This window comes from Bacillus pretiosus, from assembly GCF_051294775.1.
Classification (GTDB): domain Bacteria; phylum Bacillota; class Bacilli; order Bacillales; family Bacillaceae_G; genus Bacillus_A; species Bacillus_A wiedmannii.
Genome location: NZ_JBPPHF010000002.1, coordinates 655741 through 676522 on the forward strand (window position 1 = coordinate 655741; position 20782 = coordinate 676522).

The window sequence follows — 20782 nt, forward strand, 5'->3', positions numbered from 1 at the left end:
TGAGAACAAGAGATCATTTGATATCATGGAAGATAAATCCTGTTTTTAGTAATATTACATATAAGTGAGTTTTTTTATAAGATAATTAAATAGGTATAGATAGGGAGAAGGGGAATGAAAAATAAAATATTAACTTGGCTAGGATTAGTAGCAGCTATGGGAGTTCTTGCTGTTGCAGTTACATTTGGAATGTTAGAACTTGCCGATAATCCAGTAGATAAAGAAGTGAATGCTCAAATAGATAAAAAAGAAGATCCAACGATAGTAGGTAGAGAGGTAGATGGAGTCTTTGTTGATGTGTATGTTACTGAAAATTCTACTGAAAGCGAAGTCATTACAGTGATGCATCACATGACTCATCAAAAAGTAGTAGCAGAACGAAAATCAGAATCCATTCCAATGATTCAAAATAATGCTGAAAAATTAAAAAATATCATAAATAAGAGTGGCTTTGCGAAAAAAATGAGCTTTTAGAGATTGCTGATAGATGGGCGAAAAAAGATTTTAGTCAAATTGTAGAAGATCACAATTATTTCTCGGATGCCCAAGAAGGTAGCACTTGTAAAGCCACTAGAGCGATGGATGCGGTAGAAGAGCAACATTATATTTTAACTACATTCGGGGAGGAAAAAGCGAAAGAACTATACGATTCAGGAGATGCGCCACATGTGCAATAAAATGAACCTTTAATTAGTAGGGGCTCCCATCCCGCACCTAACGCCATCGTCAAATTGTGTGCCGGGATTCTTACTGCCTGTAAATAGTGAGATAAACTATAGATTACGAAGAAGCTTCCTTTTAGGGAGTTTTTTTATTTCCTTCGATTTAAGGGTTTTGAGGGAATATATAAATTTATGTGAAAAAATGTAGTGAAAAGAAGGATATGTACAGGAAATACGTGGGTTTGACATCATAATCTCTATAACGTATCATTGATTGGGAAAAGTTAGAGATATAGGAGAATGGACGAATGACTTTAAAAAAAATAGTGAATCGAGCTTACCCAATCATTGTTATGACGGTGTTTTTATCTATATTTTCAATGATAGTAAGTAAATTTTTTATCCCCAAAACAATTTTGATGAGTGGTGAATTTCCTTATCCGACTGAGGAGTACACTCCCCAAAAAGTCGGTGCTGTTCTAGCGGCGACGTTGCTTTTATTTGCGCTCTTCTTTATGTATTATAAATGGGTTATTAATAAAATGAAAAGAACGTACACAAATATTATGATTGCTTTAGGTATCGTAATCATTTTGACGACGGAAATAATGATTACTTCTATCGCATTTAACCCTGTTGTAGGAGATTATGCCATCCTTAAACAAGGAATTGTCTCTGTGTTTAATGGAGATAATCAATTTTTAGAAATGGGACAGCTTCTATTTTATCCATATAATACACATATTGTATTATTAGGAGGATATTTTGCTAAATTGGTAGGAAGCGTAGATGTGGCGATAAAAATATTACCAATAGTATGTATAACAGGTAGTATTATTTTAAATGTATTGATTGTAAGGAAAATTACAAACTTTAAAGTTGCTCACATATCGATCGTGTTATCTGTGCTAAACATTTTTATATATTGGCAGGCGCCAGTTTTCTATACGCATACATTAGTAATATTTTTTATTTCAGCAACGATGTATACATATTTATGTTTGAAAACAGCGGAAACAAAAAGGTTGAAGATTATTTTATGGATTTTATTAGGAGTTTTTGCGGCTTGTACTTATATTATAAGACCGACAGCATTGGCGTTAGCGTTATCGATTTTAATTGAGAATATTTTTAAATTTCGTAAGAAGTATTCTGTAAAGGTGTTAAGTAGTGTTTTATTTTGTTTAATCCTTATTGTAAGTTTTAAAAGTATAACGACAAAGCTAAATCTCAGTACCGATAATGAAATTGAAAAAATTCCATTCACTCATTGGGTGAAAATGGGGTTGAACAAAGATACGTACGGTGTGTGGAATCAGGCAGATGCAGATTATATTGATGATGAAAACATAAAGAATACGAAGGATTTAAATGAACACAATAAAGAAGTTATAGTGCAGCGTTTCAGTGAATTTGGTGTAACGGGTTATGTACACCATTTAAATGAAAAAATAACTAGAGAATGGGTATCAAGTCAGTTCTCCATGTACCGTATTGGACAATGGTTTGAGCAGAAGAACGACACGATAACTAATTACGTATCGAACTATAGTACAACGAAGTATAAAATCGTTACTGTATATTCGTATGTTATCAAATTATTTGTTTATGTAGCTGTTCTGGCGGCTGTTATACTTTATAAAAAGAAAGATGAAAATGAATCGGAAGTTATACGAATTGCGATGATTAGTACGTTAGGGGTGTTTACTTTCTTATTACTATGGGAAACAGCTCCTCATTATACTTATGAAGCATTTGCATTTATGAATATTCCAGCTTCTTTAGGGTTGTATAAATTGTTTATGATTTTTAATAAAGAAAAGAAACATGCATAATTTGAGTAACTGAAATGAGTAGTAAGAAACCCCTCTTTTATTAAAAGAGGGGTTTTAATTTATTGATTATAAATGTTTGAAAAAAAGATTAAATGGAATCATAGTATATCTGTTAAAGGATTTTAGTAGGGAAGTCATCCGTGATATAATAGAAAATAATAAAAAGCCCTGCAAAACAGGACTGTATTATTCCTCGTCTTTATTTTGTTTTTCTAATTCAACTAACTTTTGAATTAGAATGTGCTGCGGCATATGCATAAGTTGTTCAAGTGGAACACCTAATGCTTTTGATAGGCGGACTGCAGTGTCTGGAGAAATTTGTAATGGTCTCATAGAAGTACCTCCTTTTTCGTATAGTATAGCATAAGATTGGGGGAGTGAGGATGACTCTTATATTTGCACATCGTGGTGCAGCGGGAACGTACCCAGAAAATACAATGATTTCATTTGAAGCAGCTGAATCTTTTAGAGCAGATGGAATTGAGCTTGATGTTCAATTAACGAAAGATGGAAAAGTTGTCGTCATTCATGATGAAACAGTGGACCGGACAACAAATGGAAAAGGTGCGGTTCGTAATTATTTATATGAGGATTTATGTAAATTAGATGCGAGCTATAAATTCGGTGATAAAGTAGGCTTTTGTAAAATACCTCTTTTAGAAGAGGTGTTAGAATGGATTGATAAAACAGAGTTGCTACTTAATATTGAACTGAAAAATAATAAAATTCCATACAGAGGTTTAGAGGAAGAAGTTATAACGCTTGTACGGAAATGTAATCTAGAAGATCGTGTTATATTTTCTTCATTTAATCACTACAGTATGAAAAGGTGTCATATGATGGCTCCTGATATTCAAACAGCGATTTTATATCGTGAAGGTTTGCATAGTCCGTGGGCGTATGCGAAAAAAATGGGCGCTACAGCAGTGCACCCTAATTATCGTTATCTTCAAGATGCTGTTGCTGAATTAACGATGGAAAGTGGTGTAGAGGTTCGGCCCTATACAATAAATGAAGAAACGCTTATGCGTAAATATTTTGATATGAATATTTCGGCGATTATTACTGATTACCCCGAAACAGCAAGAATGTTATTGCCAATAAAAAAATGAGACCGCGTGTAACGGTCTCATTTTTTATTTATAAATAGTGGGGCCTTCCTACCTTCTAAAGCGAGCTTGTACTTTATTTCGTTTACGGTCTCGGTGTAAGACGAAGCCTCCGAAGATATAAAACCCGAGCCCGAAGCAGAGAGCGCCGATTAAAAATTGTAACCATAGTATAGAGAGTGGAGGAAATAGAATCCCGAATACAGTATCTCTCATTAACTTAATGCCAAACACAGCTAATGAAATAGGGATGAGTGCTAATGATAGAGCAAGGTAACGCTGCATATAAACGCTCCTTTTTAGATTATTTTGTTTATTTCAATGATGTTATATGAAAAGGGGGTTTGTCAAGAGGGGGCTGAACGAGTAAGATAAGGGTGTGAAAAATTTTGCAGAGATACTTCGAGAGGAAGTGTAATATATGAAACAAAAAGTTTTAATTGTTGGTGCAGGTGAAGGTGGTAGTACACTGCTGAATCTGTTACAAAGTTCAAATATATTTCAAATTATAGGGATTATTGATATAAATCCGATAGCAAAGGGATTACAAATGGCTAAGGAATATGGGGTTACAATTGGAGAGAGTGTAACGCCGTTTCTTTCTATGCATATTGATGTAATGTTTGATATGACGGGTGACGATGATTTACATAAAGATTTAATAAAGAAAAAGCATAAAGATACTCTTCTTATACCAGGTGATATTGCGAAAATTGTTACGAGATTAGCACATGAGAAGGAAAGTTTAATTGGAAAATTAGAAGAACAGACGCAGCAAGGGGATTTAATTTTAAATTCTACGCATGACGGTATGATTGTGATTGATCGAGAGGGACAAGTACGCCTATTTAATAAAAGTGCAGAGCGTATTATCGGATATAAAAAAGAAGATGCGGTAGGGAAATATATTTTAGAAGTTATTCCGACTAGTAAGTTGCTTCGTATTATACGTACGAAACAAATAGAAGTAAATTATGAACTGACATTAGAGAATGAAAAGAAAATTATTACAACCCGTATTCCAATATTAAAAGAGGGAGGAGAGGTACAAGGGGCATTTGCGATTTTTAAAGATATAACAGAGGTTGTAGATCTTGCGGAAGAAGTTACAGATTTAAAGGAGATTCAAACGTTACTTGAGGCGATTATCAACTCGTCTGAGGAAGCAATTTCGGTCGTGGATGAAAAGGGAAGAGGATTAGTAATTAACCCTGCGTATACGAAATTAACAGGTTTAACAGAAGAGGACATTATTGGGAAACCGGCTACAACTGATATTGTAGAAGGTGAAAGTATGCATATGAAAGTACTTCGAACGCGTAGGGCGGTACGCGGAATACATATGAAGATTGGACAAAAGAAGCGTGATGTAATTGTAAACGTAGCGCCAGTTATAGTGGATGGGATATTGAAAGGAAGCGTTGGTGTAATTCGTGACGTATCAGAAATTCAAAAGTTAACAAATGAATTGAATAGAGCAAGGCAAATTATTCGAACGTTAGAAGCGAAATATTCATTTGATGACATTGTCGGAAATTCAGATGAAACAACGGCCGCTATTGAACAGGCGAAACTTGGAGCGAATACACCGGCAACAGTATTACTACGCGGAGAATCTGGAACGGGTAAAGAATTGTTTGCACATGCAATTCATAATGGAAGTAATCGAAAATATAATAAATTCGTCCGGGTAAACTGTGCTGCTATTTCCGAGACTTTATTAGAAAGTGAATTATTCGGTTATGAGGAAGGTGCATTTTCAGGAGCAAAAAGAGGCGGAAAACGAGGTTTTTTTGAGGAAGCGAATAACGGTAGTATCTTTTTAGATGAAATAGGAGAATTGTCTGCAAATACGCAAGCGAAACTCCTTCGCGTGTTGCAAGAAAAAGAAATTGTAAAAGTTGGTGGAACGAAAGCGATACCTATAAATGTCCGGGTAATTGCAGCGACACATGTGAATTTAGAAAAGGGCATTCTAGAAGGAGAGTTTAGAGAGGATTTATATTATCGATTAAATAAAATTCCAATTCAAATTCCGTCTCTTCGTCAACGAAAAGGAGATATACCGGCAATTGCAGACAGATTGATTCAAAAAATTAACCAAGATTATGGTCGGAATGTAGAGGGGCTCACTGATTCGGCTATTTCATATTTACAATCATATGAATGGCCAGGAAATGTGAGGGAGCTTGAAAACATTTTAGGACGAGCTATTATCTTTATGAATTATAACGAAATATATATTGATGTCCATCATTTACCACCTTTACATACAGAGGAGCAGACTGAGGTAAAACAAAATAACTTATTACCTGAATTAGAAGAAAAGCCACTTGAACAATTAGTGACAGAGTTTGAAGGGCATATCATTCATGAATGTTTAGAGAGGTTTGATGGAAATAAAACAAAAACTGCAAGAGCATTAGGAATTTCGGTTCGAAATTTATATTACAAGCTAGAAAAGTATGAGTGTGCAAAAAATAGCATGCAATAAATTGCGTACCGTGCAATTTATTGCATGGTATACAAAAAGCGACAAAACAAGACAGAATGTTTTGTTATTTTCCAAAGTATTGATTTTACTGCATTTTGAATGCGTTTTCATTATTGGTAAGACCACTTTTGAAAGTTGGCACGGTATTTGCTTTATAAATAGACGAGGGACGACGGAAAGGGTTGATTACAAAATATGAAGTTAGAACACTTAATTGATCAAGCAGCAGGACAGCCTAAAAAAACTGTGGCTGTAGCAGTAGCTGAAGATCATGAAGTAATTGAAGCTGTAGCGAAAGCAATTAAATTACAGCTAGCTCAATTTCGTCTATATGGAAATCAAGAAAAAATAATGGGGATGCTACAAGAACATGGTTTACAAACTTCAGAACACATTGAAGTGATTGCAGCAGCGTCAAGTGCTGAGGCTGCAGAACTTTCTGTTAAAGCTGTAAGAAATGGCGAAGCAGATGTGCTTATGAAGGGAAACATCCCAACAGCAAATATTTTGAAAGCTGTATTAAATAAAGAGTGGGGACTTCGTAAAGGTAGCGTACTTTCACACGTTGCAGCATTTGAAGTTCCAAATTACGATCGTCTTATCTTTGTTACAGATGCAGCGATGAACATTGCACCTGATGTAACACAAAAAGCTGCTATTATACAGAATACTGTAGAAGTTGCCCAGGCAATAGGAATAGATTTGCCAAAGGTAGCACCAATTGCAGCAGTAGAGGTTGTGAATCCTGCGATGCAAGCGACAATTGATGCCGCGATGTTAACTCAAATGAATCGCCGCGGACAAATTAAAAATTGTGTCGTTGATGGACCACTTGCTTTAGATAATGCAGTATCACAAATTGCAGCAGAACATAAAGGCATAGTAAGTGATGTAGCAGGTAAAGCAGACATTTTACTCGTCCCAACGATTGAAGCTGGAAATGTGCTATACAAATCACTCGTATACTTTGCGGATGCAAAAGTAGGAGCTATGATTGCTGGCGCAAAAGCACCGATTGTTTTAACATCTCGTGCTGATTCAGCAGAAACAAAAGTATATTCATTAGCATTGGCAGTTACGACTGCTTCAAAATAAACCAAACAGGGTAAAACACTAGGGGGAAACGACAATGACATTAGAAATCTTCGAATACTTAGAAAAATATGATTATGAGCAAGTAGTATTTTGTCAAGATAAAGAATCTGGTTTAAAAGCAATCATCGCAATTCATGATACAACACTTGGACCAGCTCTTGGTGGAACAAGAATGTGGACATATGATTCTGAAGAAGCGGCGATTGAAGATGCATTGCGTCTTGCAAAAGGGATGACATACAAAAACGCAGCAGCTGGCTTAAACTTAGGTGGTGCGAAAACAGTAATTATCGGTGATCCACGTAAAGATAAGAGCGAAGCGATGTTCCGTGCATTAGGACGATACATTCAAGGACTAAACGGACGTTACATTACAGCTGAAGATGTTGGTACAACAGTAGATGATATGGATATTATTCACGAAGAAACTGATTTTGTAACAGGTATTTCACCATCATTCGGTTCTTCTGGTAACCCATCTCCAGTAACTGCATACGGTGTTTATCGTGGTATGAAAGCAGCTGCGAAAGAGGCTTTCGGTACTGATAATTTAGAAGGAAAAGTAATTGCTGTTCAAGGTGTTGGTAACGTAGCGTATCACCTATGCAAACATTTACATGCTGAAGGAGCAAAATTAATCGTTACAGATATTAATAAAGAAGCTGTACAACGCGCGGTAGAAGAATTCGGTGCATCAGCAGTTGAGCCAAATGAAATTTACGGTGTTGAATGTGATATTTACGCACCATGTGCATTAGGCGCAACAGTTAATGACGAAACTATTCCACAACTTAAAGCAAAAGTAATCGCAGGTTCTGCAAATAACCAATTAAAAGAAAATCGTCACGGCGACATGATTCATGAAATGGGTATTGTATACGCACCAGACTATGTTATTAATGCTGGTGGTGTAATTAACGTAGCAGACGAATTATATGGATACAATAGAGAACGTGCACTAAAACGTGTTGAGTCTATTTATGACACAATTGCAAAAGTAATCGAAATTTCAAAACGCGATGGCATTGCAACTTATGTAGCAGCAGATCGTTTAGCTGAAGAGCGCATTGCAAGCTTGAAAAACTCTCGTAGCACATACTTACGCAACGGTCACGACATTATTAGCCGTCGCTAATCATTCATATATTACTTTTACAAAAGGTGTGGTTACCTCTTATGAGGTTTCCACCTCCTTTTGAATTTATTAGTGGAGGTAGCAACAGTGTCTTTAAATCGAATTCTTGTTATTAATCCGGGTAGTACATCCACAAAAATTGGTGTTTTTGATAATGAAAGGCCCGTTTTAGAAGAAACTATTCGTCATGACGAAGAACAAATTGGAAAATATAAGAGAATTATCGATCAATATGAGTTTCGCAAAGAAACGATTTTAGAAGTTCTACATTCTCACGGTATTAACATTTCAAAGTTAAACGCAGTTTGTGGGCGTGGGGGATTACTTCGTCCAATCGAAGGCGGAACATACACAGTAAACGATTCGATGTTAGAAGATTTGAAAAATGGGTTTAGCGGTCATCATGCTTCAAACCTTGGAGGCATTTTAGCATATGAAATCGCTTCTGGATTAAATATTCCGGCATTCATAGTAGATCCTGTCGTTGTAGATGAAATGGAGCCGGTTGCTCGTATAAGTGGTATTGCTGGTATGGAACGTAAAAGTATTTTCCATGCATTAAACCAAAAAGCAGTTGCTCGTAAAGTGGCTGAAGAATTAAATCACAAATACGAGGATTTAAATTTATTAGTTACACATATGGGTGGCGGTATTACAGTTGGTGCTCATAAAAAAGGAAAAGTTATTGATGTGAATAACGGCTTAAACGGAGAAGGCCCATTTAGTCCAGAGCGTGCGGGTACAGTACCGGTAGGGCAATTAGTGGAGATGTGTTTCTCTGGTGAGTATTACCGTGACGAAATGGTTAAAAAACTTGTTGGACAAGGTGGACTTGTAAGCCTAATCGGTACAAATGATGCGATCAAAGTAGAACAAATGGTTGAAAAAGGTGATCCGGAAGCAACTCTTATTTATAAAGCAATGGCATATCAAGTTGCAAAAGAGATTGGCGGAGCTAGCGCTGTACTTCACGGGAAAATTGATGCAATCGTTTTAACTGGTGGACTTGCGTACAGTAAAATTCTTGTTGATGAAATAAAAGAACGTGTTGACTGGATTGCAGATGTTATCGTACATCCAGGGGAAGATGAATTACAAGCATTAGCAGAAGGAGCACTTCGTGTATTACGTGAAGAAGAAGCGCCGAAAGAGTATGTTGTACGAGAAAAACAAACAGTAGCTAGGGGTTGAGATAATGGCAAGAGAATATGATTTAGTCATCGTTGGCGGCGGTACTGGTGGATATGTTGCTGCTATTCGAGCATCACAACTAGGTTTAAAAACTGCACTTGTTGAAAAAGAAAATCTTGGTGGTACTTGTTTGCACAAAGGATGTATTCCTAGTAAAGCTCTTTTACGTAGTGCGGAAGTATACGCAACTGCTAAAAAAAGCGAAGAGTTCGGAGTTATTGCAAGTAATGTAGAACTAAACTTTGCGAAAGTGCAAGAGCGTAAAGAGAAGATTGTAACGCAACTTCATAAAGGTGTTCAACACTTAATGAAACAAGGTAAAATTGATGTGTTTGAAGGTATCGGCCGTATTCTTGGCCCATCTATTTTCTCTCCAATGCCAGGGACAATTTCAGTTGAACTTGCAAGTGGAGAAGAGAATGAAATGTTAATTCCAAAAAATGTACTTGTTGCAACAGGTTCTCGTCCGAATTCATTACCAGGTTTAGAATTAGACGGAGAGTATGTAATGTCTTCCGATCATGCCCTAAAAATGGAAACGCTTCCTAGCTCAATTATTATCGTTGGTGGCGGTGTAATCGGTATTGAGTGGGCATCTATGCTTGCTGACTTCGGTGTAGAAGTTACAGTATTAGAGTATGCGAAAACGATATTACCACTAGAAGATCAGGACGTTTCAAAAGAAATGCAACGTCTATTCAAGAAAAAAGGTATTAAAGTGGTAACTGGTGCAAAAGTATTACCAGAAACATTGGTAAAAGATAACGGAGTAACAATTCAAGCTGAACATAACGGTGAGAATAAAGAATTTAAAGCAGAAAAAATGCTTGTATCTGTAGGAAGACAAGCCAATACGCAAAATATTGGTTTAGAGAATACGGATATCGTTGTGGAAAAAGGATACATTCAAACAAATGAGTTTTATCAAACGAAAGAATCTCATATTTACGCAATCGGAGATGTAATCGGCGGCTTACAACTTGCTCACGTTGCTTCTCATGAAGGAATTGTTGCAGTGGAACATATTGCTGGTAAAGAAGTTACACCAATTGATTACTCTATGGTATCAAAATGCGTATATAGCAGTCCAGAAGTTGCTTCTGTCGGTTTAACAGAACAAGAAGCGAAAGAAAAAGGCTATAAGTTAAAAGTAGGTAAGTTCTCATTCCGTGCAATCGGAAAAGCACTTGTATACGGCGAATCAGATGGTTTCGTAAAACTTGTAGTTGATGAAGAAACAAATGACATTCTTGGTGTTCATATGATTGGACCACATGTAACAGATATGATTTCTGAAGCTGGTCTTGCAAGAGTACTTGATGCAACACCGTGGGAAGTAGCACATACAATTCATCCGCATCCATCATTATCTGAGGCGATTGGTGAAGCAGCATTAGCTGTAGATGGAAAAGCGTTACACGCATAAAAATGTGGATTTAGGAGGTTATGAAAAATGGCAGAAGTAAAAGAAAAGCGCCATGAAGAGCTTGGCTTAAGTGATGAGCAAGTATTAGAAATGTTCCGTACGATGTTACTTGCACGTAAAATCGACGAACGTATGTGGTTATTAAACCGTGCGGGTAAAATTCCATTCGTAATTTCTTGTCAAGGACAAGAGGCTGCACAAGTTGGAGCAGCATTCGCTCTTGATAGAGAGAAAGATTATGCATTACCATACTACCGTGATATGGGTGTTGTACTAGCGTTCGGTATGACAGCTAAAGAGCTTATGTTGTCTGCTTTCGCGAAAGCTGGAGATCCAAACTCTGGTGGTCGTCAAATGCCTGGTCACTTCGGTCAAAAGAAAAATCGTATTGTGACAGGATCATCTCCAGTAACAACGCAAGTACCACATGCAGTTGGTATTGCATTAGCTGGAAAAATGGAAAAGAAAGATTTAGTAACGTTTGTTACATTTGGAGAAGGTTCTTCAAACCAAGGTGACTTCCATGAAGGGGCAAACTTTGCTGGTGTACACAAACTACCTGTTATTTTCATGTGTGAAAATAATAAATACGCAATCTCTATTCCAGTTGAAAAACAATTAGCATGTAAAAACGTATCAGACCGTGCAATTGGTTACGGTATGCCTGGATATACAATAGACGGAAACGATCCACTTGCAGTATATAAAGCTGTAAAAGAGGCAGCAGACCGCGGCCGTCGTGGTGAAGGCCCAACTTTAATTGAAACAGTATCATATCGTTTAACAGCACATTCTAGTGACGACGATGATCGTGTTTATCGTGATAAAGAAGAAGTAGAAGAAGCAAAGAAAAAAGATTCAATCATAACATTTGCAGCTTATTTAAAAGAAGCTGGCGTGTTAACTGAGGAATTTGAAAAACAAATGTTAGACGAAATTATGCATATCGTAAATGAAGCAACAGAATATGCAGAAAATGCTCCGTATGCAGCACCTGAAGATGCATTGAAGCACGTATACGCAGAATAGGGGGGGAACGTTTCATGGCTGTAATGTCTTATATTGATGCTATTACATTAGCAATGCGCGAAGAAATGGAACGCGATGATAAAGTATTTGTTTTAGGTGAAGATGTTGGTAAAAAAGGTGGCGTATTTAAAGCGACACACGGATTATATGATCAATTTGGTGAAGATCGTGCGCTTGATGCACCGCTTGCAGAATCTGCAATTGCTGGGGTAGCAATTGGTGCGGCAATGTATGGTATGCGTCCAATCGCTGAAATGCAGTTTGCTGATTTCATCATGCCAGCAGTAAACCAAATTGTTTCTGAGGCAGCAAAAATTCGTTATCGTTCTAATAACGATTGGACTTGTCCAGTTACAATTCGTGCGCCATTTGGCGGAGGTGTTCACGGTGCATTGTATCATTCACAATCTGTGGAAGCGATGTTTGCGAACCAACCAGGTTTAAAAATTGTCATTCCTTCTACACCGTATGATGCAAAAGGTTTATTAAAAGCAGCAATTCGTGATGAAGATCCAGTATTATTCTTTGAGCATAAGCGTGCATATCGCTTAATTAAAGGTGAAGTGCCAGAGGATGATTACGTATTACCAATCGGAAAAGCAGATGTAAAACGCGAAGGTGATGATATTACTGTTATCACGTACGGATTATGTGTTCACTTTGCTCTTCAAGCAGCTGAAAAGTTAGCGCAAGATGGCATCTCTGCACATGTTCTTGATTTACGTACTGTATATCCATTAGATAAAGAAGCAATCATTGAAGCAGCTTCTAAAACAGGTAAAGTTCTTCTTGTAACAGAGGACAATAAAGAAGGAAGTATTATAAGTGAAGTGGCAGCAATTATTGCTGAAAACTGTCTGTTTGATTTAGATGCGCCAATCGCACGTCTTGCAGGTCCAGACGTTCCAGCAATGCCATATGCACCAACAATGGAAAAATTCTTTATGGTAAATCCAGATAAAGTTGAAAAAGCAATGCGTGAACTTGCGGAATTTTAATCGGGGGGACTATACATGGCTGTAGAAAATATCACAATGCCTCAGCTCGGGGAGAGCGTTACAGAGGGTACAATTAGTAAATGGCTCGTTAATGTTGGCGATCATGTAAACAAGTATGATCCACTTGCAGAAGTAATGACTGATAAAGTAAATGCTGAAGTACCATCTTCTTTCACTGGTATTGTGAAAGAATTAATTGCTGGTGAAGGTGAGACGTTAGCTGTAGGTGAAGTAGTTTGTGTTATTCAAGTAGAAGGCGCAGATGAAGTAGCAGCGACAGCTGTTGAGGAAAAAACAAAAGAAGAACCAAAGTCAGAAGTAGCTACGTCTGAAAAAGCACCGAAGGCAAAACAACCAACTGATGGAAAACCACGTTTTTCACCAGCTGTTTTAAAACTTGCAGGTGAGCATAATGTTGATTTAGATTTAGTAGAAGGTACGGGAGCAAATGGCCGTATCACTCGTAAAGATATTTTAAAGCTGGTGGAATCTGGAAATATTCCGCAAGCAGGTGCGAAGAAAGAGGAAGCGGTAGCAGCAGTAGTAGAAGCGCGTCCAGAAGCACCAAAAGCAGCGCCAGTAGCACAAAAAGTAGAAGCTGCAAAACCAGTTTCTGTACCAACAATGCCTGGCGATATCGAAATTCCAGTAACAGGTGTGCGTAAAGCAATTGCAGCGAACATGTTACGTAGTAAACACGAAGCGCCACATGCTTGGATGATGATTGAAGTAGATGTGACAAACCTTGTGTCATACCGTAATTCAATTAAAGGTGATTTCAAAAAGCGCGAAGGCTTTAATTTAACGTTCTTTGCTTTCTTCGTAAAAGCAGTAGCGCAAGCGTTAAAAGAGTATCCTCAAATCAATTCAATGTGGGCTGGCGATAAGATCGTTCAGAAGAAAGATATTAACCTTTCTATCGCTGTTGCAACAGAGGACGAACTATTTGTACCAGTAATTAAACACGCGGATGAGAAGACGATTAAAGGTATCGCTCGTGAAATTACAGAGCTTGCAGGAAAAGTACGTACGAAATCGTTAAAAGCGGACGAAATGCAAGGTGGAACATTTACAATTAATAACACAGGATCATTTGGTTCTGTTCAATCTATGGGTATTATTAATTATCCACAAGCGGCTATTTTACAAGTTGAATCAATTGTAAAACGCCCAGTAATTATGGATAATGGTATGTTCGGTGCTCGCGACATGGTTAACTTATGTTTATCACTTGATCATCGTGTACTAGATGGCTTAATTTGTGGTAAGTTCTTAGGACGTGTAAAAGAAATTTTAGAAAATACGTCAGAAAATAATACATCTGTATATTAATAAAAAGCTCGCTTATGCGAGCTTTTTATCATCTTATTTCTTCATCTACATCCTACTATATGTATAATATCTTCCCCAGTAATCTTACAATGAACGATTATGTATTAGGAATTTATGAAAATACATTGCTGATATATGGTATATGGATATAAAATAAGAAAAGAATAATTTTTTTGGCAAATCTTACTGACGAAACTGTAGTATAATATATTGTATTGTATGAAAAAGAGAGTTATTCTATATAAGTGTTTTATAGATAATGTGTAATCAGTCGTCAAAACATGAAGAATGTTGACTCCTGGTTTTTTATTTTGCTGTAACAATGTTTCAGGAGGATGTCATGAAAAGAAGTACCGAGTTTCTAAAAAGTTTAGATGTAAAATTAATATTAATTTTGTTAGCATTATGTGTTACGAGTATAGCCGCTATATATAGCAGTCAGCAAACTGGCCAATATGGAGAGGCAAACTTTGCGATGAAACAGGGTTTGAACTACATAATTGGAGTTGTATTGTTATTGCTTGTTGCAAGCATCGACTTAGATCAATTACAAAAATTGTCTTGGCCACTTTATATCGTTGGATTTGGTTCACTTATTCTTTTGAAAATACTACCGGTTTCCACTTTCACACCTGAAAAATTAGGTGCAAAAAGATGGTTTGTATTTCCGTTAGTTGGACAAATTCAACCATCTGAGTTTTTCAAAATTTCATTGCTTCTCGTAGTAGCAAGTATAGCAGTGAAACATAATGCACAGTATATGGCAAGGACATTCCAAACGGATTTACAATTAGTAGGTAAAATTGTGTTAGTATCCCTTCCGCCTATGGCTGTTGTATATAGCCAACCGGATACAGGGATGGTGTTCTTATATGCTGCTGCTATTGCATGTATTTTATTTATGTCAGGTATTCAGAAGAAATTGATAGCGTTATGTACAGTTATTCCGGTGACCGTATTATCTACGTTAATATTTATTTACGTAAGGTATGAGGATTTCTTCTTTAATAAGTTAGTTACGTTACTAAAACCTCACCAACAATCACGTATTGTAGGTTGGTTAAATCCATTTGAAAATGCAGATCAAGGTTATCAAACACAGCAATCGATTTTAGCTGTAGGTAGTGGCGGTATGGAAGGGAAAGGATTTGGCGAAGGGAACGTCTATATCCCTGAGAAGCATACTGACTTTATTTTTGCTACAATTGCCGAAGAAGGTGGATTTATCGTAGCCGCGTTAGTTGTATTTTTGTTCCTATTACTACTATATCGAACAATTATTATCGGTTATTCTGCTGATAATTTATTCGGTACATTATTATGTGCTGGAGCAATTGGAATATTAACGGTTCAAATATTCCAAAACATCGGTATGATCGTTGGATTAATGCCTGTAAAAGGGATTGCATTACCGTTCTTATCGTATGGGGGAAGTTCCTTGTTCTCGAATATGATTATGATGGGTCTCATATTATCGGTACGGAAAACGTATAAAAAGTATATGTTTTCTGTTAAGTAAAAAAGCTGGTTCGTGTAAATACGAACCAGCTTTTTTACATATATGCTCTTAAACGTTGCAAACTAAAACAAAGTAGCAGTTTGAGACGGGTAAGGAGTGCAAAGTGATGCATATGCATATTTTTGAAGGGGCACGGCATCTTTCCAATAGTGAATGGGTTATTCGGGCTATTATAGCATACATATTTTTAATATTAGTTGCGAAAGCGATGGGGCAAAGATCCATCGCGCAACTTCGTTTTTTAGATGTCGTATTAGTATTATTGCTTGGTGGAAATATTTCTAACGCATTATCTGATGAAAAAGTAGGATTACTCGGATCAATGATTACAACGTTCATACTCGTTGTACTTCACATTATAAGCTCAGTCTTAATGTTGAAATGGGATAGATGGAGACGCTTTTTAGAGCCAGCACCTATTATTCTTATACACAATGGTTCCATTGATTTTAGCAATTTGAAAAAAGCGAGAATTACGGTGGAATATTTATTTTCGGAACTTCGTATGCGAAATGTGAGTGATATTCAAAAGATTAAATTAGCATTATGGGAAGCGAACGGTGTCGTTTCTATATTTCAGTATCCAGAATATGAAGCAGTTTCGCGGCTTGATCTGAAAGTGGCGGGAAAAAAATCTCCAGTTTCATTTGTATTAGTAAAGGATGGGAGCATTCAGAAAGATGTTCTTGCTTTATTAGGGAAAACAGAAGAATGGGCGAGAGAATTTCTAGAGAAAAACGCAGAAGTTGAATCCATTATGTTAGCTACAGTAGATGAAGCACATAAAATAAATATTTTGTTAAAAAAATGAAAAATATACGCATTTTGTCGTTTCATACATATGATACAATAGTGTGGACAACGAAAAAGGAGGCGATACGATGGGATATGTAGAAGAATTACGAAAAATAGTTGGTCATCGCCCTTTAATTTTAGTTGGTGCTGTTGTACTCGTTATAAATGAAAATGGGGATGTTTTATTACAGCAAAGAACAGAGCCTTACGGAAAATGGGGATTGCCTGGCGGATTAATGGAGCTTGGCGAATCACCAGAAGAAACAGCTTGCCGTGAAGTATATGAAGAGACAGGAATAGAAGTGAAGAACTTGCGATTAATTAATGTATTTTCGGGAGCGAATTATTTTACAAAACTAGCAAATGGTGATGAATTTCAATCCGTAACGACAGCCTATTATACGGATGAATATGAAGGGGAGTTTGTTATGAATAAAGAAGAAGCGGTTCAGCTTACATTCTTCCCACTAACAGAACTACCTGACTATATTGTAGGATCGCATAAAAAAATGATTGGTGAATATATGAAGATTATGGAAAAAGAGATATAATAATAGTGAAAGAAATACAAAAACACAGTTCTGGTCGGTAGTCCAGACGCATGATTTCATGTCAGTAACCTTCCCCTCCGGGATGTCCAGTATTTCTAATTTTTTTAAAGGAGGGGCTGTCAATGGATTTGACAGTATATCACGATGGTCAATTTTTCGTAGGAATTATTACGCATAAAGAAAAAGGAAAATTGTATGGAGCAAGGTATATTTTTGGAATGGAACCTTCAGATGAAGAAGTACTTATATTTGTGAATGGTCCAATGTTAGCATATTTCCAGCATGTTGCAAAATGCGGTGTGGAAGTGGAAGAAAAACAGCGTCCAAAAAATATAAAACGTATCATACGACAAGCGGCAAAAGAAGTAAATGTAAAGCGTTTTACTAAGGCACAAGAAGCGATTAGTTTATCTTATGAATTGTATAAACAAGAAAAGAAAGTGCAGTCTAAAGAGAAGCGAGAAGCTGAAAAACAAAGAAGACGTTTAATTAAAGTACAAAAAGCAAAGCAAAAGCATCGTGGCCATTAAAAAAAAAGGTGTTAGAGCAAGGGCTCTAACACCTTTTCTATGCCTAAATACAAGTAAACTTACTTGTATTTCATAAACATTAACTGGTAAGATACAAATAGATAGTTTTAGAGGAGGGAAAAGATTGATTAATTTTAACTTTTTTATGAATGATGTTGTCCGCCAAGCGCGTGAAGAGATTGTCTCTGCTGGATATACAGAATTGACGACGCCGGAAGCAGTAGAAGAAGCGTTTAAAAGAAATGGAACAACACTTGTAATGATAAACTCTGTATGTGGTTGTGCAGGTGGTATTGCTCGTCCTGCTGCTGCGCATTCCGTACATTATGATAAACGTCCTAACCATCTTGTAACGGTGTTTGCAGGTCAAGATAAAGAAGCGACAGCAAAAGCTCGTGAATATTTCGAAGGATATCCACCTTCTTCTCCATCATTCGCTTTATTAAAAGATGGAAAAATTGTAACGATGGTAGAACGTCATGAAATTGAAGGTCATGAACCAATGCAAGTTATTGCAAAACTACAATCTTATTTCGAAGAGAATTGTGAAGAACTATAAATATAAGCGAAAAGGCGGTACGTCCACAATGAAGTGGATGTACCGCCTTTTTTTATTTAGTATTAAAATTTATGGGATATGCATAGTTATGTTGTTTTATGCAATGTTTTATACATAACAAACGTTGTTTGTATTGATATTTTATTTATTTTTATTTTATATATTGCATAAAAATTAAAGTGCTGATACAATACAAACATCGAATAAATATTCTATTAAACTTTTAAATATACATTATTAGGGGGAAGAAAGATGAAGAAGTTATTATCAATATCGTTTGCACTTATTTTAATTGTAAGTATGTTCAGTGCTTGTAGTAATGGGGAAGAAAAGGCTACTGGAAAAAATAAGAAAGTACTGGTTATGGGGACTTCAGCAGATTATAAACCATATGAATACGTAGAGGCTTCAAAAAGTGATGAAATTATCGGCTTTGATGTTGATGTTGCTAAATATATCGGAAAAGAACTTGGTTATGAAGTGAAAGTGAAAGATATGGATTTTGGTGGTTTATTAGCATCCCTTAGCTCAGGAAAAGTTGATTTCGTAATGGCAGGTATGACGCCAACGGCAGAGCGTAAAAATAATGTTGACTTCACAGATATATATTTTGTTGCGAAAAACATGGTCGTTTCTAAAAAGGATTCTAATATTCAATCTGTAGAGGATTTAAAAGGGAAAAAAGTAGGAGTACAAACAGGATCTATCCAAGAAGAGAAAGCAGCAGAATTTAAAAAACAAGTCGATTTCAAAGTTGAGGGACGTGACCGTATACCAGAAATCGTACAAGAAATTAAAGCTGGTCGTTTTGACGCTGCAATTATAGAAGACACAGTTGCTAAAAATTATTTAGAAAAAATGAAAGAATTACAAGGAATTGAAATTAAAGAAGCGCCAGAAGAAGTAGGAGCAGCAATTGCCCTTCCGAAAAATAGTGATAAAACAGCAGAATTTAATAAAGTAATTAAAAAAATGCAAGAAAATGGAGAAATGGATAAATTAGTGAAGAAATGGTTTGGCAGCGAAAAATAAGCTGCCTTTCACTTTTCTGTGAGGGGAATGAAAAGAATGAACTTAGATTTTTCGGCGATTACGCCTTCGATACCATATATACTAAAAGGCCTAGAAGTTACTTTAAAAATTGTAGCAGTATCAGCGTTAGTTGGGTTTATTTTAGGAACGTTATTAGCGCTTTGCAAAATTGCTAGAATACGAGCATTAAATATAGCGGCAGATTTTTATACATCAATTTTCCGTGGTACACCACTTGTATTGCAATTAATGATTATTTATTTCGGTGTCCCGCAAATAATTGGTTATGAAATACCAGCATTCGTAGCAGCTGTATTAGCATTTAGCTTAAATTCAGGTGCATATATGTCAGAGGTAATTCGTGCCGGCATTCAAGCGGTTGATAAAGGACAAACAGAAGCAGCGATGGCTTTAGGAATTCCTTACGGGAAAATGATGCGAAATATCATTTTCCCTCAAGCATTAAAAAATATATTACCAGCGCTTGTGAACGAGTTTGCGACACTTACGAAAGAATCGGCTGTAGTAACAGTAATAGGAGCGACCGATTTAATGCGCCGTGCTTACATTGTAGGCGGTGAAACGTTTAAATATCTTGAACCATTACTTTTTGTTGGACTCATTTATTATATGCTAGTCATTATTCTTACATTAGTCGGGAAGGCAATTGAAGGGAGAATGAAGAAAAGTGATTAAAATTGAAAACCTTCATAAATCATTTGGAAAAAACGAAGTATTAAAAGGGATTACAACAACGATTGAAAAAGGGGAAGTAGTAGCAATTATTGGACCGTCTGGATCAGGGAAATCAACATTTTTACGTTGTATGAATGTGCTAGAAGCACCGACAAATGGTCACATTTGGATTGGAACGGAAGAAGTAACGAATCCGAAAACGAATATTATGCACGTTCGTGAAAATGTCGGAATGGTATTTCAGCATTTTCACCTATTTCCTCATATGACTGTATTAGAAAATATTACGTATGCTCCTATCAATGTAAAAGGAGTAACGAAACAAGAAGCTGACAAGAAAGCCGAGAAACTTTTAGAAAAGGTCGGTTTATTAGATAAAAAAGATACGTATCCGAATCGTCTTTCGGGGGGACAAAAGCAACGTGTAGCAATTGCGAGAGCGTTAGCGATGGAACCAGAAGTGATGTTATTTGATGAACCAACATCAGCACTAGATCCAGAGATGGTAAAAGAAGTGTTAGAAGTTATGAAATCATTAGTTACGACAGGAATGACAATGGTGATTGTTACACATGAAATGGGATTTGCAAAAGAAGTAGCAGATCGTGTTCTCTTTTTAGATGGTGGAAAGCTTGTAGAAGATAGCGCGCCAACAGAATTTTTTGTAGCACCGAAAAGTGAACGTGCGCAACAATTTTTACAAAAAATATTGTAATATGTAAAGGTTGCGTGAATAATAAGTAGAAAAGGATGACATTGTGTCATCCTTTTTTTATACTAACTGTAAATACGTT

At 36.5% G+C, this 20782-nt stretch carries 20 protein-coding genes and 1 pseudogene; 19 read left to right on the plus strand and 2 right to left on the minus strand.

Features of this window, described 5'->3' with window-relative positions; all coding sequences use genetic code 11:
• The first annotated feature begins 114 nt into the window (after positions 1-114).
• Both ACSG5Z_RS11670 and ACSG5Z_RS11675 read left to right on the plus strand, forming a co-directional pair.
• Positions 115-677 (plus strand): annotated as a pseudogene (locus ACSG5Z_RS11670) (PRK06770 family protein).
• Between the two features lie 293 nt (positions 678-970).
• The gene (locus ACSG5Z_RS11675) at positions 971-2497 is read left to right on the plus strand and encodes a glycosyltransferase-like membrane protein (protein WP_435711477.1); all 1527 of its coding nucleotides are present in this window, start codon (positions 971-973) and stop codon (positions 2495-2497) included.
• Positions 2498-2683: 186 nt separating this feature from the next.
• Here the strand turns inward: ACSG5Z_RS11675 and ACSG5Z_RS11680 are convergent, their stop codons facing one another.
• Positions 2684-2830: a YycC family protein gene (locus ACSG5Z_RS11680; RefSeq protein WP_001247671.1), complete on the minus strand. Its 147-nt coding sequence runs from the start codon at positions 2828-2830 to the stop codon at positions 2684-2686.
• 50 nt (positions 2831-2880) lie between these two features.
• Here ACSG5Z_RS11680 and ACSG5Z_RS11685 point away from each other — a divergent pair, with 50 nt between their 5' ends.
• Positions 2881-3609, plus strand: a complete 729-nt coding sequence (locus tag ACSG5Z_RS11685) for a glycerophosphodiester phosphodiesterase (protein WP_048546379.1) — start codon at positions 2881-2883, stop codon at positions 3607-3609.
• Positions 3610-3657: 48 nt separating this feature from the next.
• Here ACSG5Z_RS11685 and ACSG5Z_RS11690 read toward each other — a convergent pair whose 3' ends face one another.
• Positions 3658-3891, minus strand: coding sequence for a DUF2627 domain-containing protein (locus ACSG5Z_RS11690; protein WP_001190198.1), 234 nt, complete (start codon positions 3889-3891; stop codon positions 3658-3660).
• A gap of 136 nt (positions 3892-4027) precedes the next feature.
• On the opposite strand from ACSG5Z_RS11690, the gene ACSG5Z_RS11695 reads away from it, so the two are divergent.
• The 16 genes from ACSG5Z_RS11695 (at position 4028) to ACSG5Z_RS11770 (ending at position 20703) form a co-directional block, all read left to right on the plus strand.
• Positions 4028-6100 carry a sigma-54 interaction domain-containing protein gene (locus tag ACSG5Z_RS11695; RefSeq protein ID WP_048546377.1) on the plus strand — a complete coding sequence of 691 codons (2073 nt, stop codon included), beginning with the start codon at positions 4028-4030 and terminating at the stop codon, positions 6098-6100.
• A gap of 195 nt (positions 6101-6295) precedes the next feature.
• Positions 6296-7195 (plus strand): phosphate butyryltransferase, encoded by a 900-nt coding sequence (gene yqiS / locus ACSG5Z_RS11700; protein ID WP_088048131.1) that lies wholly within the window; start codon positions 6296-6298, stop codon positions 7193-7195.
• Positions 7196-7229: 34 nt separating this feature from the next.
• Positions 7230-8330: a leucine dehydrogenase gene (locus ACSG5Z_RS11705; protein ID WP_000171359.1), complete on the plus strand. Its 1101-nt coding sequence runs from the start codon at positions 7230-7232 to the stop codon at positions 8328-8330.
• 87 nt (positions 8331-8417) lie between these two features.
• Complete coding sequence (buk, locus tag ACSG5Z_RS11710; protein ID WP_000056197.1) at positions 8418-9521, plus strand: butyrate kinase; 1104 nt, start codon at positions 8418-8420, stop codon at positions 9519-9521.
• Between the two features lie 4 nt (positions 9522-9525).
• The gene (gene lpdA, locus ACSG5Z_RS11715; RefSeq protein ID WP_000090438.1) at positions 9526-10947 is read left to right on the plus strand and encodes a dihydrolipoyl dehydrogenase; all 1422 of its coding nucleotides are present in this window, start codon (positions 9526-9528) and stop codon (positions 10945-10947) included.
• A 27-nt stretch (positions 10948-10974) separates the two neighbouring features.
• Positions 10975-11976, plus strand: coding sequence for a 3-methyl-2-oxobutanoate dehydrogenase subunit alpha (bfmBAA, locus tag ACSG5Z_RS11720; RefSeq protein WP_000852549.1), 1002 nt, complete (start codon positions 10975-10977; stop codon positions 11974-11976).
• A 14-nt stretch (positions 11977-11990) separates the two neighbouring features.
• Entirely contained in the window at positions 11991-12974 is a 984-nt protein-coding gene (bfmBAB, locus tag ACSG5Z_RS11725; RefSeq protein WP_097889624.1) for a 3-methyl-2-oxobutanoate dehydrogenase subunit beta, read from the plus strand.
• 15 nt (positions 12975-12989) lie between these two features.
• Positions 12990-14306: a dihydrolipoamide acetyltransferase family protein gene (locus ACSG5Z_RS11730; protein ID WP_000257677.1), complete on the plus strand. Its 1317-nt coding sequence runs from the start codon at positions 12990-12992 to the stop codon at positions 14304-14306.
• 340 nt (positions 14307-14646) lie between these two features.
• Positions 14647-15825: an FtsW/RodA/SpoVE family cell cycle protein gene (locus ACSG5Z_RS11735; RefSeq protein ID WP_087985160.1), complete on the plus strand. Its 1179-nt coding sequence runs from the start codon at positions 14647-14649 to the stop codon at positions 15823-15825.
• A 106-nt stretch (positions 15826-15931) separates the two neighbouring features.
• A complete protein-coding gene (locus ACSG5Z_RS11740; protein WP_048546371.1) occupies positions 15932-16636 on the plus strand; it encodes a DUF421 domain-containing protein in 705 nt (234 codons plus the stop codon).
• 70 nt (positions 16637-16706) lie between these two features.
• Positions 16707-17171 (plus strand): NUDIX hydrolase, encoded by a 465-nt coding sequence (locus ACSG5Z_RS11745; protein WP_087985159.1) that lies wholly within the window; start codon positions 16707-16709, stop codon positions 17169-17171.
• A gap of 122 nt (positions 17172-17293) precedes the next feature.
• A complete protein-coding gene (locus tag ACSG5Z_RS11750; RefSeq protein WP_073516449.1) occupies positions 17294-17701 on the plus strand; it encodes a YjdF family protein in 408 nt (135 codons plus the stop codon).
• A gap of 145 nt (positions 17702-17846) precedes the next feature.
• Complete coding sequence (locus tag ACSG5Z_RS11755) at positions 17847-18260, plus strand: BrxA/BrxB family bacilliredoxin (RefSeq protein ID WP_170968331.1); 414 nt, start codon at positions 17847-17849, stop codon at positions 18258-18260.
• Positions 18261-18512: 252 nt separating this feature from the next.
• Positions 18513-19292, plus strand: a complete 780-nt coding sequence (locus ACSG5Z_RS11760; protein ID WP_000735475.1) for a transporter substrate-binding domain-containing protein — start codon at positions 18513-18515, stop codon at positions 19290-19292.
• Between the two features lie 36 nt (positions 19293-19328).
• Entirely contained in the window at positions 19329-19988 is a 660-nt protein-coding gene (locus tag ACSG5Z_RS11765; protein WP_001046922.1) for an amino acid ABC transporter permease, read from the plus strand.
• Positions 19981-20703, plus strand: a complete 723-nt coding sequence (locus tag ACSG5Z_RS11770) for an amino acid ABC transporter ATP-binding protein (protein WP_087985156.1) — start codon at positions 19981-19983, stop codon at positions 20701-20703. Before ACSG5Z_RS11765 ends, ACSG5Z_RS11770 begins: the two co-directional genes overlap by 8 nt.
• Positions 20704-20782 lie beyond the last annotated feature (79 nt).